This window comes from Yersinia rohdei ATCC 43380 (assembly GCF_000173775.1).
Lineage (GTDB): Bacteria > Pseudomonadota > Gammaproteobacteria > Enterobacterales > Enterobacteriaceae > Yersinia > Yersinia rohdei.
In genome coordinates this window covers 1-13,383 of the sequence record NZ_ACCD01000021.1, presented here as the reverse complement: position 1 = coordinate 13,383, position 13,383 = coordinate 1, and the positions used below count along the sequence as shown (strand labels likewise).

Here is a 13,383-nt window from a genome sequence, read left to right as displayed (position 1 = left end):
TGGAAAGAATTTCAGGGAGAAAAACATGAACTACCGCCTGATGGGGCTGGCTTTCGCAACCGTGTTATTAGTGGGGTGCGCCAGTAGCTCGCCGGATCAAATGGAGCAGGGCCGCTCAGATCCACTGGAAGGTTTTAACCGGGCAATGTTCAATTTTAACTATGAGGTTCTTGATCCTTATATTGTGCGTCCGGTTGCTGTGGTGTGGCGTGATTACGTACCGCAACCTGCCCGTAACGGGACAAGCAACTTCTTGAGCAATCTTGAAGAGCCGGCCAGTATGATAAACAGCTTCCTGGTTGGTGACCCGTACAATGCCATGAAGCACTTTAACCGCTTCTTCCTAAACACCATTTTGGGAATGGGCGGCTTAATTGACGTCGCCAGTATGGCGAACCCGAAACTGGCAAAACAGGTTCCGCATCGTTTTGGTAGCACTTTAGGTCATTATAATGTGGGCTATGGCCCCTATGTGGTCTTGCCGGGTTACGGCAGCTTCACTATTCGTGAGGATGGTGGTGATGCGGTTGATTATGTTTATCCGGTGCTGAGTTACCTGACTTTCTGGATGTCGGCAGGTAAATGGATGCTTGAAGGGGTTGAAACTCGTGCGCAACTGCTCGATTCAGATGGTTTGCTGCGTAACTCATCAGATCCATATCTGATGGTGCGCGAAGCCTACTTCCAGCGTTATGATTTCCTGGCCAATGGCGGGCAGTTAAAACCGGAACAGAACCCTAATGCTCAAGCTATTCAAGGTGATCTGGAGAGTATCGACTCAGCCAACTGATAAATAGCAGCCTAAATGAAGAACCAATAAAAAGCGCCTTTCGGCGCTTTTTTGTATCAGTTGATTGCCAATGCTGGCGATTAGAAGGCGTAGTTGAAGTTCACGCCATACAGCATTGCTTTACCTTTAGAGTCAAACTCATAGGTGGTGTTGCCCAATGCCGCAGGTGTTTTTTCGGTAATATGCACGTTCTGGCCGTGCATGTAGGAAATACCGATATCAACAGAGGCATCTTTATTGAAGGCGTAAGTGGTACCGGCACTTATCCAGAAACGGTCTTGGTCTGGGATAGAAATGGTGCGGTTGTCGGCTGGAACCGGGCTATCATCGAAGGCGATACCGGTACGGAATGTCCAGTTTTCATCATAATAATAGGTGGTACCCAGGGCGATGCGATAGGCATCGTGGAAACCTTCTTGCTTCTCGAACAGGGTTTGGCCGCTAGTACCGGTGGCTTTCAACTCTTTGAATTGACTCCAACTAGTGTAGGCCATGCTGTAGTGAATCGCCCATTGCGGTGCCACGCGATTATAGCCCGACACTTCCCAGACTTCCGGCAGGTTCAGGGTTAATGCACCCGGAATAACCGCGCCGCCAGTGCCACGTGGTGGTGGTAATTGGCTGCTGAAGTCACCATCAAAATCGATTTTTACTTTTGAGCGGTAGGTGAAGCTGTAACGGTTTTCTTTATCCACTTCATATAGAACCCCGGCATTCCAGCCATAGCCCCACTCTTTGCCTTCCATCCGGGTCACTTCAGTATTGGCTGGGATCACCCCACGGCCAGCTTCACCGATATGGCGTATGATTTTCGCATCGGCATAGACTGCATTGAAGCCCAGACCGAAACTGAAGTTTTCATTCAAACGGTAAGCCGTGCTCAGGTTCATGTTAAAGGTCTTCAGGTCAGTCTCACCACCCAAAGAGCCTGCAATATAGTCATCATTAAACTCGGTAGCCAAACCGTAGTTTGAAGTACCGGAGGCACCAATTGCCCACTGTTCATTCAGCGGCATAATAAAATGGATATTCGGGATCCATGCTGAAGGCGCGATGTCCTTGGCACTGGTACTTCTGCCCGAAAGAGGAGATGTGCCGCTGATATCAACACTTGGATCTACATAGACGAAACCACCAGAGAAAGAAGGGCGGTCGAACATAGTCATTGCGGCCGGGTTACGGCTGCCAACAGCAGCATTGTCGGCAACAGCACCTTCACCAGAGAAAGAGCGGCCCAATGCAGCGGCTGAATATTCATTCAGTTGGAAGCCGGCCGCAGAAACGTTAGAGGAAATTATGGCTACTGCAGCTGCCAGAGCTGATCGGGTAAACAGGTTTTTCTGGTTCATGACCAAAACCTCATTATTGTAATTAATGTTACATACCGTAACAAGAGAATGCGGGATTGTAGGGGTCGTCGTCGGTCAGACAAAGCAGACCAGTGGCTGAAGTATAGGTCTGACCTGTGGCAATGTTGCAAGGATGTTTTGAGATTTGTATGAAAATGATTGCAAAAAATAGACTTAGTTAACAAAAAACTCACAATTTAATATCAATTGATACATTATTGATGAGAGAACAAACAATTTTAGTGTGATTCTCATCACTTAATAGGCCTATAAACAGTAAGTTCTAGTCCCCAGTGACCGACAAGAGTAAAATAGCGACAGAGAAAATATTTTTACGCCGTGTGTTATTTTTGTGCTCATTGTTATTGGTACTACCCACCAGGCAATGTGCACCTATTTTGAAATATCCGTTGAGGAGAGTTGAAGATGTCAGATGCAATTAATCGTTGTAGTGCTGAAGAAACTGCGGCTTGCTGCTGTGTAGATGTTGGTACTGTAATGGACAATACGGACTGCACTGCATCCTACAGCTGTGTATTCGAAAACCGCGCGGCCGCTGAAGCTATGCTGAAAACATTGACTGAAAAAGCACGCGCAGTTGAGTCAGAGCCTTGCTTGATAGAACATAAACTGGAAGAAATTGAAGGTGGTGTGCGCTTAACTATCGATTTCACGTTCTCTTGTCAGGCCGAAACCATGATTTTCCAGCTGGGCCTGCGTTAATTCACCCCTCAGCATCCGTTTGATGACAAAGCTCGCTTATCGCTTGAAGTGTGTCTGGGCGGCTGAATTGATGGGCGCTCCGGCCCATGACTCAGCAACTGCCTCTGCGGCACATTTCCCCGCGAGTCAACTTTGTTAGTAGTCTGACGCGGAGTTTTTTGCTCCGCGTTACTTGTCATACCATTCCCCCTGCCAATCCATTTTTTTAATTTATTATCTTTTCGTATGCAATCCACTGTTAGGTTTATCTCTTCGCCCTTTTTTTATTCTTAAAAGTTGCTCCCGCTCTCACTTTCCTGCTCTATAGGTTTACCAAATGTAAATGTTTGGTTAACAATCATTAGATCAGGTCAGACCTGTTATTTGTTATGCTTTAATAAAGCCACTTTATTATCAGGAGCCTTTATGAGTAAGCCATTACCGCTAGTGACGCGTCAGGGCGATCGCATTGCAATAGTCAGCGGCCTGCGAACCCCCTTTGCTAAGCAGGCCACGGCTTATCATGGCGTGCCAGCTGTAGACTTGGGCAAAATTGTGGTCAGCGAATTGCTGGCCAGAAGTGGCGTTGCTCCTGAACTAATCGATCAACTGGTATTTGGTCAGGTAGTACAAATGCCAGAAGCCCCCAACATTGCCCGTGAAATTGTGTTGGGGACGGGCATGAGTGTGCATACGGATGCCTACAGTGTTTCGCGCGCGTGCGCGACCAGTTTCCAAGCCGTGGCCAATGTTGCAGAAAGTATTATTGCCGGTTCAGTCACTGTGGCTATTGCCGGTGGGGCGGATTCCTCTTCAGTGTTGCCCATTGGTGTCAGTAAAGCCCTGGCGCGAACCTTGGTTGATGTGAATAAAGCACGAACTTTATCTCAGCGATTGAAGTTATTCAGCCGGTTAAAATTGCGTGATTTGCTCCCGGTAGCACCCGCTGTTGCCGAATACTCAACTGGCCTGCGCATGGGGGATACTGCGGAGCAGATGGCAAAAACCTATGGTATCAGCCGTGAAGATCAAGATGCGTTAGCATTGCGGTCTCATCAAATGGCAGCGCAAGCCTGGCAGCAGGGATTATTACAAGATGAGGTGATGACGGGTTATATCCCGCCTTATCGTGATGCTATCACCGAAGATAATAATATCCGTAAAGACTCCACACTGGCGCAATATGCCAAATTACGTCCAGCATTTGACCGCAAACACGGCAGTGTCACGGCGGCAAACAGCACGCCGCTGACAGATGGTGCCGCCGCGCTGATGATGATGAGTGAGTCAAAAGCCAAAGCGCTGGGGTTGGCACCCTTAGGTTACCTACGTAGTTTTGCATTCTCTGCTATTGATGTTTGGCAAGATATGCTGCTAGGCCCGGCCTACGCCACGCCATTGGCTCTGGATCGCGCCGGAATTACATTGGCCGATTTGACTCTGATAGACATGCACGAAGCATTTGCGGCACAAACATTAGCCAACTTGAAGATGTTGGCCAGCGACAGCTTTGCGCGTGAGAAATTGGGGCGAAACCAAGCTGTTGGTGAAGTTGATATGAGTAAATTTAACGTATTAGGCGGTTCTATTGCTTATGGTCACCCTTTTGCTGCCACAGGGGCGCGCATGATTATCCAAACACTCAATGAATTACGCCGTCGTGGTGGGGGATTAGGTTTAACCACCGCCTGTGCGGCGGGTGGCCTGGGAGCGGCTATGATTTTGGAGGTGGAGTAATGAGTCAGGAAATTATCATTAATAGCAATGATGAGGCGGGAAGAGAAAGCACCTCCGCTCCAGGTCATGAGGTATTTACGCTCAGCATGCGGCCTGACAATATCGGCGTGATCACCATTGATGTTGTGGGTGATAAAGTGAATACCTTAAAGGCTGAATTTGCTGAACAAATATCTGAAATATTGCAACAAGCACAAGCTTTGACTCCATTACAGGGGCTGGTGATTATTTCCGGTAAGCCAGACTCTTTTATTGCGGGTGCTGATATCACCATGATTGATGCTTGCCACACGGCACATGAGGCCCGCGTTTTGGCGCAAAAAGGGCAAGCCATTTTGGCGCAAATCGCCGCATTTCCAGTGCCGGTGGTGGCCGCTATTCATGGTGCTTGTTTGGGGGGCGGTTTGGAGTTAGCACTGGCCTGCCATAGCCGAATTTGTTCGCTGGATGATAAAACCGTGCTGGGCTTGCCTGAGGTGCAACTTGGCCTGCTGCCAGGGTCAGGCGGGACACAGCGCCTGCCGCGACTGATTGGGGTCAGTAAGGCGCTGGATATGATATTAACCGGCAGACAGATTCGCGCACGTCAGGCACTTAAAATGGGGTTGGTAGACGACGCAGTACCGCAGGATATTTTGCTGGACGTGGCTATCAACCGGGCAAAAGCCGGTTGGCTGGATAAACCGGTGCTGCCGTGGCAGGAGCGGCTGCTGAGTGGCCCACTCGGTAAAGCATTATTGTTTAGCATAGTGCGTAAAAAAACCTTGGCGAAAACCAAAGGCCATTATCCTGCGGCTGAGCGCATTATTGATGTGGTACGCAAAGGGCTGGATCACGGCGGCCCGGCAGGTTATGAGGCTGAAGCTCGCGCTTTTGGTGAACTGGCCATGACCCCGCAGTCTGCGGCATTACGCAGCTTATTTTTTGCTACCACATCATTGAAAAAAGAGACTGGCGGTAGTGCAAAACCGCGGGCTATTCACCGTGTCGGAGTGTTAGGTGGCGGGCTAATGGGGGGGGGTATTGCCAATGTCACCGCCACCCGCGCGGGTTTACCTGTTCGTATCAAAGATATCAATCCACAAGGGATTAATCAGGCGCTGAAATACACGTGGGATGCCCTAGGCAAGCGGGTGCGCAGTAAAAGGCTGCGTCCGGCTGAGCGGCAGCGCCAAATGATGCTGATTTCGGGTAGCACGGATTACCGTGGTTTTGCCAATATTGATATTGTCGTCGAAGCAGTATTTGAAGATTTATCCCTAAAACAACAAATGGTTGCAGATATAGAGCGCGTCTGTACTGAGCAGACTATTTTCGCCTCTAATACATCTTCACTGCCCATCAGCCAAATTGCGGCACAAGCGCAGCGGCCAGAAAACGTTATTGGTCTACATTATTTCAGTCCGGTAGATAAAATGCCGCTGGTGGAAGTTATTCCCCATGCAAAAACCAGCGAAGAAACCATTGCCACCACAGTCGCTTTGGCCCGTAAACAAGGGAAAACAGCAATTGTGGTTGCTGATCAGGCTGGATTCTATGTAAACCGCATTCTTGCACCTTATATCAATGAAGCCGCTCGCTGTTTACTGGAGGGGGAAGCTATCGATTCTATCGATAAAGCGCTGGTCGATTTTGGCTTCCCAGTGGGGCCAATTACCTTGCTGGATGAAGTGGGTATTGATGTGGGTACCAAGATTATGCCGATTCTGGTAGAGCAATTAGGGCCACGGTTTGCAGCGCCGGCCTCATTTGATGTCATCTTGAAAGATGGGCGAAAAGGGCGCAAAAATGGCCGTGGTTTTTATCTCTATCCGAGCAAAAATACGGGCTTTAAGTGGCACAAGAACCCGGTCAAAGCAGTTGATACCAGCATTTATACTTTGCTTGGCGTTTCAGCCAAAGCCCATCTTGGGGCTGCAGTGATAGCGCAGCGTTGCACCATGATGATGCTGAACGAAGCTGCGCGCTGTCTGGATGAGTCTATCATTCGTAACCCGCGTGACGGGGATATTGGCGCAGTGTTTGGCATTGGTTTTCCGCCATTCTTGGGCGGGCCTTTCCGCTACATGGACAGCCTTGGCGCTGAAAAAGTGGTGAAAACACTGAATTTGCTGGCACAGCAGTATGGTGAGCGTTTTGAACCTTGCGCCTTGCTGGTCACCATGGCGAAGCAGCAACAACAGTTTTATCCGGCGGAAAATTATGTCAATGAAGAACAAGGTGAAAGCAACGCAAGCTAATGACTTGTAAGGTATTTTATCAATTTTATTCTCAGCCCGGTGTAGGCTAATATTCTATACTTAACGAATAGGGATGTGAGCAGGATCACCACCTGCAATTCTAACTGCTAAGGTGGCTGTACACAGGGGGCAACCCGCGCTACCTTACATCAGAATCACGGCAAGTGACTATTCGTGCCAAAATGAATTAATAGCCATTTATTATACAGGTGATAAAGTTTAGATTAAGCTGATGATATGGTTACTCTGTAACCACTCAAGGTTGGCTGTCGGCATTCCCGGTGTGGAAAACAGTCATTTTCTTTACCTTAAGTTTCAGGCAAAATGCCCGGCCGCCATAGAGAGACGGCGCGTTATCGTTATGAAGTTTCTTTGCTCTCAAGCAAAGGTTTCGGCGGTACAGCACGCAAAGCGTTTCTGTATAGCGTTATTTTGTTAACAAAAACGGTGCAATATGCAAGTTTTCATTATGCGTCATGGGGACGCGGCACTTGATGCCGCCAGTGATGCGCTAAGGCCTCTAACACTGTGCGGTCGAGATGAATCACGCCAGATAGCAAGTTGGCTAAACGACCAGTCAGTGGATGTTGATCAAATTCTTGTTAGCCCTTATTTACGTGCGGGGCAAACATTGGATGTGGTGCGCGAAGTCATGACACTGCCACCACAGCAGGAAGTCATGCCAGAATTAACCCCAGGCGGGGATGCCGCTTTTGTCAGCTGTTATTTGCAAGCATTGGCAAAAGAAGATTGTGCTGCGGTGCTGGTTATTTCGCACTTGCCGCTGGTCGGGTATCTGGTGGCTGAACTTTGTCCGGGGCAATGCCCACCGATGTTTGCTACTTCGGCAATCGCTTGTGTGGATTTGAATGGCGAGACGGGCAAAGGCACTTTTGACTGGCAGGTTAGCCCGACACAGCTTTTAGCTAAGGCTTGCCACGGCTAAGAACAGTATTAGCCAAGATTCAATAGGCGCGGCATAATTGTCGCGCCTTTGTCATTTTATTCCCATCATCTTTCAAGATGCACAGCTGTGGGTTGCCATCATTCACGCGATGTATCATTACCAGGTTGTTTCCCGCTATTGCTCTAACTCAATCAACACTAATAGCGCCGCAGTGCCACCCCATTCTTTAGGGGCTTGATGGAATGCCAGCACATCGGGATGCTGCGCCAGCCACAAAGGTGTTTGCTGTTTCAAAACATGTTTACCATGACCATGCATAACGCAAGCGCAATGCACATGCTCACGTTTGCAGGCCGCAATTAACGCCCCCAACTCTTGCTTGGCTTGTTTCTGGGTTAATCCGTGTAAATCCAAAAACATATCGGGTGAGTAATCGCCACGCCGCAATTTTTTCACCTCAAAATGATCCACACCCGGGCGCACATAGCGTGTTGGGCCATCGGTATCCAATTGCGGCTGGAATTCATCAGAAAAATAATAACTGGCATCAACTTGTTCTTGCAGCAACCGCTCGGGTGCAATTTTTTTGCCGAGTTTGGGCGGCGCACGGTGCAGGATGGTGTCTTGTTTAAGTTTTTTTGCCCCAGCAATCGACTCTTTAAAGAGCTGTAACTCATCAGTTGTCAGGTGATATTTATTTTTCATCATCTATTCATTGTATTTGTTCATTTCTGCCAGTTTACCTAATGTCCATCAGAGATTAAGCACTTTAATGTGTGTTTCATTATTTGGTTATCATTCAACTGATGTATTGCTGCTGATTTGTGGCGGGCTTCATGGCAAACTAGGGCATAGATAATGATTTTATGCACCCGTTGGAGAGTACCTTGGACAAGATTTTCGTCGATGAAGCAGTAAATGAGCTGCACACCATTCAGGATATGCTGCGTTGGGCCGTTAGCCGTTTTAACGCGGCCAATATTTTTTATGGTCACGGAACTGATAACCCGTGGGACGAAGCGGTGCAATTGGTTTTCCCAAGCCTATTTCTGCCGATAGATATTCCGGAAGATATGCGCAATGCGCGCCTTACCTCCAGTGAGCGCCATCGTATTGTTGAGCGGGTTATTCGTCGGGTCAATGAGCGTATTCCCGTGGCTTATCTGACCAATAAAGCCTGGTTCTGCGGTATGGAATATTATGTTGATGAGCGCGTGCTGGTACCACGCTCGCCCATTGGTGAGTTGATTAATAACAACTTTGCCGGGCTGATTCGCCATCGACCTGAACATATTTTGGATATGTGCACCGGCAGCGGCTGCATTGCCATTGCTTGTGCTTATGCCTTCCCGGAAGCTGAAGTCGATGCTGTCGATATCTCCAATGACGTGCTGGCGGTCACTGAGCACAATATTCAGCAACACGGTATGGAGCATCAAGTTACCCCGATTCGCTCTGACCTATTCCGTGATTTACCGCCGATTAAATACGACCTGATTGTCACTAATCCTCCTTATGTTGACGCTGAAGATATGGACGATTTACCGCAGGAATTCCGTTTCGAACCTGAACTTGGCCTGGCAGCAGGTACCGATGGCTTGAAATTGGCCCGCCGCATTCTGGCCTGTGCTCCCGACTTTTTGAAAGATGATGGGGTGCTGATTTGTGAAGTGGGTAACAGCATGGTGCATTTAATGGATCAATATCCAGATGTGCCATTTACCTGGCTGGAGTTTGACAACGGCGGTGACGGCGTCTTTATGCTGACTAAACAGCAACTGATTGACAGCGCAGCGCATTTTAGTGCGTATCGTGATTAATCATTCATTTTTAAAATTGTCAGGCGGTTAGTATTCGCCTGACAGAGAACTTATGACTTAGAGGAGCCGTGATGGCTGGCAACAGTATTGGGCAGTTTTTCCGCGTCACCACTTTTGGTGAATCTCACGGTATTGCCTTGGGATGTATTATTGATGGCGTCCCTCCGGGTATTCCCATCACCGAAGCTGATATTCAACAGGATCTCGATCGCCGCCGTCCCGGTACCTCACGCTATACCACTCAGCGCCGTGAGCCGGATCAAGTGCGTATTTTATCTGGCGTGTTTGAAGGGGTCACTACCGGCACCAGCATCGGGCTGATGATTGAAAACACTGACCAGCGCTCACAAGATTACAGCGATATTAAAGATGTGTTTCGCCCAGGTCATGCTGATTACACCTACGAACAGAAATACGGTGTCCGTGATTACCGTGGGGGCGGCCGCTCTTCAGCGCGTGAAACCGCAATGCGGGTAGCTGCTGGTGCCATCGCCAAAAAATATCTGGCACAGAAATTTGGTGTGAAAGTCCGTGGATATTTGGCGCAAATCGGTGATGTCAGTTGTGAACTGCTTGACTGGGATTTAGTTGAAACCAACCCTTTCTTCTGCCCGGATGCCAGCAAGCTGGAACCATTGGACGCCTTGATGCGTGAGCTGAAAAAAGCCGGTGATTCTATTGGTGCCAAAATTACCGTGGTCGCCGATCAGGTTCCGGTTGGTTTAGGCGAGCCAGTATTTGACCGGCTAGATGCGGATTTGGCCCATGCGCTGATGAGTATTAATGCGGTGAAAGGCGTGGAAATCGGCGATGGTTTTGCGGTGGTCACTAAACGTGGCAGCGAAAATCGTGATGAAATTACTCCGCAAGGTTTCCAAAGTAATCATGCTGGCGGCATTCTTGGTGGCATCAGCAGCGGGCAGCCGATTGTGGCTCATATCGCGTTGAAACCCACTTCCAGTATTACAGTGCCGGGGCACACGATTAACCGCCAAGGGGAAGCGGTTGAGATGATAACGCGTGGCCGCCATGACCCTTGTGTGGGTATCCGTGCCGTGCCGATTGCGGAAGCAATGATGGCGATTGTGTTAATGGATCACTTACTGCGCCAGCGTGCACAGTGCGGTGATGTGGTTTCAGACGTTCCGCGCTGGTAGGCATCATGAAAAAATGGATAGCGGGGCTGTTGGCGCTGGTGGCCATCAGTCCGGTAATGGCAGCGACGCCATGGCAACAAATCACCCACCCGGTAGCGGGCTCGCCGCAGTCAATTGGTGGATTTGCCAATGGCTGTGTTATCGGTGCGATGCCTTTGCCGCTTGAGTCGGCAGATTATCAAGTTATGCGCCCAGATCAGCGCCGCTATTTTGGTCACCCAGATTTACTGAATTTTATTCATCGGCTCAGTGAAAAATCTCAGAAAAACCAACTTGGTACGGTATTGATTGGTGATATGGCCATGCCCGCTGGCGGGCGTTTTAGTAGCGGGCATGCCAGCCATCAGTCTGGATTGGATGTGGATATTTGGCTACAACTGCCACAGCAACGCTGGAGCCAGCAACAACTGCTAAAGCCACAACCCATTGATTTGGTTGCTGTTGATGGCAAGCGAGTGGTGCCCGCATTGTGGCAGCCACAAGTAGAAAGCCTAATTAAACTGGCGGCTAAAGATAACGAAGTTACACGCATTTTCGTCAATCCGGCGATTAAAAAGCAGCTTTGTCTGGATGCCGGTGCGGATCGCGCTTGGCTACATAAAGTGCGCCCGTGGTTTGGTCATCGTGCTCATATGCATGTGCGGCTGCGTTGCCCAGCAGACAGTTTGGAATGTCTGGATCAAGACACCCCGCCGCCCGGAGATGGTTGTGGTGCGGAATTAGAAAGCTGGTTCCAACCTCATCAACCCAGTGCTAAACCGGGTAAAACCTTACCGCCGCCATTGCCGCCTTCCTGTCAGGCTTTGCTGGATAACCATTTTGCTGCGAGATAAATCATGGATTGGTTTGCTCTGGGCCCAGCGGTGCTGGGGATATTATTTTTAGTCGCATTACTGGCCGGGTTTATTGATTCCATTGCCGGTGGTGGTGGTCTTCTCACCGTCCCGGCGCTGCTGGCGGTGGGGTTACCCCCAGCGCAGGCTTTGGCGACGAATAAACTGCAATCTGTCGGCGGGTCATTTTCTGCCAGTCTGTATTTTATCCGCCGAGGTGCGGTTAATCTCAAGGAGCAACGGCTGACCATTGCGCTCACCATGGTGGGGTCGATGCTGGGCGCTATCTTGGTTCAGCATATGCGGGCGGATATTTTGCGGCAAATATTGCCATTGCTGGTGATTGGCATTGGTCTCTATTTTCTGGTGACTCCCAAACTTGGTGAAGTTGACCAGCAGCGCCGTTTATCGGCGGTGCCATTTGCTTTGATTGCAGGTGGTGGTGTCGGCTTTTATGACGGTTTCTTTGGCCCCGGAGCCGGTTCCTTCTATGCTCTGGCCTTTGTGACGCTGTGCGGTTTTAATCTGGCGAAATCCACCGCTCACGCCAAAGTACTCAATTTCACCTCTAATGTAGGCGGCCTGATTTTCTTTATTATTGGCGGCAAAGTGGTGTGGAGTATTGGCTTAGTGATGCTGGTAGGGCAAGTTTTGGGCGCGCGTCTGGGGGCCCATATGGTCTTAACCAAAGGGCAGAAATTAATTCGTCCAATGATTGTCGTGGTGTCATTTGTCATGAGCTGCAAGCTGCTGTACGACAGCCACGGTACCGAGATCTCCGCCTGGCTAGGATTACATATTTTCGCATAATTTTTAGGTATCTAGGGCAACGATGAGACAGAATATCGTTGCTGATACCGCTTTTACGGACTCAAGCATGACTCATGATTATCAACAGTTAATCGGTGTTTTTAATGGCTGTTTCAGTGATGAATATAATACGCAATTGGTAAAAGGTGATGACGAACCTATTTATCTGCCCGCCGATGACCAGTTTTCTTATCATCGGGTGATTTTTGCGCACGGCTATTATGCCAGCGGGATGCATGAAATCTCCCACTGGTGTATCGCCGGAGAAGAGCGGCGCAAGCTAGTGGATTTTGGCTACTGGTATTGCCCAGATGGGCGCGATGCACTCACTCAAAGTCAGTTTGAAGCAGTAGAAATCAAACCTCAGGCCTTGGAGTGGATGTTTTGCGTGGCAGCGGGTTTCCCTTTCAATGTCAGTTGCGACAATTTGGAAGGTGATTGCGAACCCGACCGCATAACATTCCAACGCAAAGTTCGTGAACAAGTGCTGTGGAACCTGGATAACGGATTATCCCCACGACCTGCGGGCTTTATTCAAGCACTGCAATCGTTCTACAATACGCCGCCGTTGGCAGCAGAACTTTTCCCTTACCCGGAAGATTTAGTGTAAACCTATCCTTCGCACTTGAAGCCGCAGCCTTGTTAGCCGCATTTGATAGCCCGCATGACTTACCTGAGTAAGCGCAGTGGGGGCCGGTGCTGGCCAGCAACCTGCAACGCCAATGACGTTGGATAAACAATGAATACAAATAGGAAGAGTAATGATCGAAGAGTTCGAAACGCATATTTTGGCGCAAATTGATGACATGGTAGAGCACGCCAGCGATGACGATTTATTTGCCGGTGGCTACCTGCGTGGCCATTTAACATTAGCTGTTGCAGAATCTGAAGAACACGGCGAAACCACCGCCGAGCAATTACACGCACGAGTGCAAGCCAGTCTGGACAAAGCCATCAAAGCCGGCGAGCTTTCTCCACCGGATCAGGTGTTGGTGTTAGGGTTGTGGGATAGATTGTTAGAGCAAGCCCAAAATCCCC

13 protein-coding genes are annotated in these 13,383 nt (G+C 49.3%); 11 read left to right on the top strand and 2 right to left on the bottom strand.

The features are described 5' to 3' along the window. Positions 1 to 25: 25 nt before the first annotated feature. Entirely contained in the window at positions 26 to 790 is a 765-nt protein-coding gene (gene mlaA / locus YROHD0001_RS05305) for a phospholipid-binding lipoprotein MlaA (protein WP_004715620.1), read from the top strand. An 80-nt stretch (positions 791 to 870) separates the two neighbouring features. On the opposite strand, the gene fadL is transcribed toward mlaA, so the two are convergent. Then, positions 871 to 2,139 carry a long-chain fatty acid transporter FadL gene (fadL, locus tag YROHD0001_RS05310; RefSeq protein WP_004715619.1) on the bottom strand — a complete coding sequence of 423 codons (1,269 nt, stop codon included), beginning with the start codon at positions 2,137 to 2,139 and terminating at the stop codon, positions 871 to 873. 426 nt (positions 2,140 to 2,565) lie between these two features. Between fadL and YROHD0001_RS05315 the strand changes: the two genes are divergently transcribed. The 4 genes from YROHD0001_RS05315 to sixA all read left to right on the top strand — a co-directional run bounded on the left by YROHD0001_RS05315 (position 2,566) and on the right by sixA (position 7,764). Continuing rightward, positions 2,566 to 2,862 (top strand): YfcZ/YiiS family protein, encoded by a 297-nt coding sequence (locus YROHD0001_RS05315; RefSeq protein WP_004715618.1) that lies wholly within the window; start codon positions 2,566 to 2,568, stop codon positions 2,860 to 2,862. Between the two features lie 405 nt (positions 2,863 to 3,267). After that, a complete protein-coding gene (gene fadI / locus YROHD0001_RS0118290) occupies positions 3,268 to 4,578 on the top strand; it encodes an acetyl-CoA C-acyltransferase FadI (RefSeq protein WP_032817384.1) in 1,311 nt (436 codons plus the stop codon). Next, positions 4,578 to 6,818: a fatty acid oxidation complex subunit alpha FadJ gene (fadJ, locus tag YROHD0001_RS05320; RefSeq protein WP_004715617.1), complete on the top strand. Its 2,241-nt coding sequence runs from the start codon at positions 4,578 to 4,580 to the stop codon at positions 6,816 to 6,818. The genes fadI and fadJ overlap by 1 nt, the downstream gene beginning before the upstream one ends. Positions 6,819 to 7,272: 454 nt before the next feature. After that, positions 7,273 to 7,764 (top strand): phosphohistidine phosphatase SixA, encoded by a 492-nt coding sequence (sixA, locus tag YROHD0001_RS05325; protein ID WP_004715616.1) that lies wholly within the window; start codon positions 7,273 to 7,275, stop codon positions 7,762 to 7,764. 135 nt (positions 7,765 to 7,899) lie between these two features. Here the strand turns inward: sixA and smrB are convergent, their stop codons facing one another. Then, entirely contained in the window at positions 7,900 to 8,430 is a 531-nt protein-coding gene (gene smrB / locus YROHD0001_RS05330; RefSeq protein WP_032817382.1) for an endonuclease SmrB, read from the bottom strand. Between the two features lie 182 nt (positions 8,431 to 8,612). Between smrB and prmB the strand changes: the two genes are divergently transcribed. The 6 genes from prmB to YROHD0001_RS05360 form a co-directional block, all read left to right on the top strand. Continuing rightward, the gene (prmB, locus tag YROHD0001_RS05335) at positions 8,613 to 9,545 is read left to right on the top strand and encodes a 50S ribosomal protein L3 N(5)-glutamine methyltransferase (RefSeq protein ID WP_004715613.1); all 933 of its coding nucleotides are present in this window, start codon (positions 8,613 to 8,615) and stop codon (positions 9,543 to 9,545) included. Positions 9,546 to 9,616: 71 nt separating this feature from the next. Beyond that, positions 9,617 to 10,702 carry a chorismate synthase gene (gene aroC / locus YROHD0001_RS05340; RefSeq protein WP_004715612.1) on the top strand — a complete coding sequence of 362 codons (1,086 nt, stop codon included), beginning with the start codon at positions 9,617 to 9,619 and terminating at the stop codon, positions 10,700 to 10,702. 5 nt (positions 10,703 to 10,707) lie between these two features. After that, positions 10,708 to 11,535, top strand: coding sequence for a penicillin-insensitive murein endopeptidase (mepA, locus tag YROHD0001_RS05345; protein ID WP_004715611.1), 828 nt, complete (start codon positions 10,708 to 10,710; stop codon positions 11,533 to 11,535). A 3-nt stretch (positions 11,536 to 11,538) separates the two neighbouring features. Further along, positions 11,539 to 12,345 carry a sulfite exporter TauE/SafE family protein gene (locus YROHD0001_RS05350; protein WP_004715610.1) on the top strand — a complete coding sequence of 269 codons (807 nt, stop codon included), beginning with the start codon at positions 11,539 to 11,541 and terminating at the stop codon, positions 12,343 to 12,345. Between the two features lie 67 nt (positions 12,346 to 12,412). After that, on the top strand, positions 12,413 to 12,955 hold the full coding sequence (locus YROHD0001_RS05355; RefSeq protein ID WP_004715609.1) for an elongation factor P hydroxylase: 543 nt from the start codon (positions 12,413 to 12,415) through the stop codon (positions 12,953 to 12,955). A gap of 151 nt (positions 12,956 to 13,106) precedes the next feature. Then, a partial coding sequence (locus YROHD0001_RS05360) for a YfcL family protein (protein WP_004715608.1) occupies positions 13,107 to 13,383 on the top strand: 277 nt, incomplete at its 3' end.

Coding starts and splice junctions, on each gene's coding strand:
- YROHD0001_RS05355 (WP_004715609.1), top strand. CDS start 12,413: ATGACTCATGATTATCAACAGTTAATCGGTGTTTTTAATGGCTGTTTC.
- mlaA (WP_004715620.1), top strand. CDS start 26: ATGAACTACCGCCTGATGGGGCTGGCTTTCGCAACCGTGTTATTAGTG.
- sixA (WP_004715616.1), top strand. CDS start 7,273: ATGCAAGTTTTCATTATGCGTCATGGGGACGCGGCACTTGATGCCGCC.
- YROHD0001_RS05315 (WP_004715618.1), top strand. CDS start 2,566: ATGTCAGATGCAATTAATCGTTGTAGTGCTGAAGAAACTGCGGCTTGC.
- fadJ (WP_004715617.1), top strand. CDS start 4,578: ATGAGTCAGGAAATTATCATTAATAGCAATGATGAGGCGGGAAGAGAA.
- mepA (WP_004715611.1), top strand. CDS start 10,708: ATGAAAAAATGGATAGCGGGGCTGTTGGCGCTGGTGGCCATCAGTCCG.
- fadI (WP_032817384.1), top strand. CDS start 3,268: ATGAGTAAGCCATTACCGCTAGTGACGCGTCAGGGCGATCGCATTGCA.
- smrB (WP_032817382.1), bottom strand. CDS start 8,430: ATGAAAAATAAATATCACCTGACAACTGATGAGTTACAGCTCTTTAAA.
- aroC (WP_004715612.1), top strand. CDS start 9,617: ATGGCTGGCAACAGTATTGGGCAGTTTTTCCGCGTCACCACTTTTGGT.
- YROHD0001_RS05350 (WP_004715610.1), top strand. CDS start 11,539: ATGGATTGGTTTGCTCTGGGCCCAGCGGTGCTGGGGATATTATTTTTA.
- fadL (WP_004715619.1), bottom strand. CDS start 2,139: ATGAACCAGAAAAACCTGTTTACCCGATCAGCTCTGGCAGCTGCAGTA.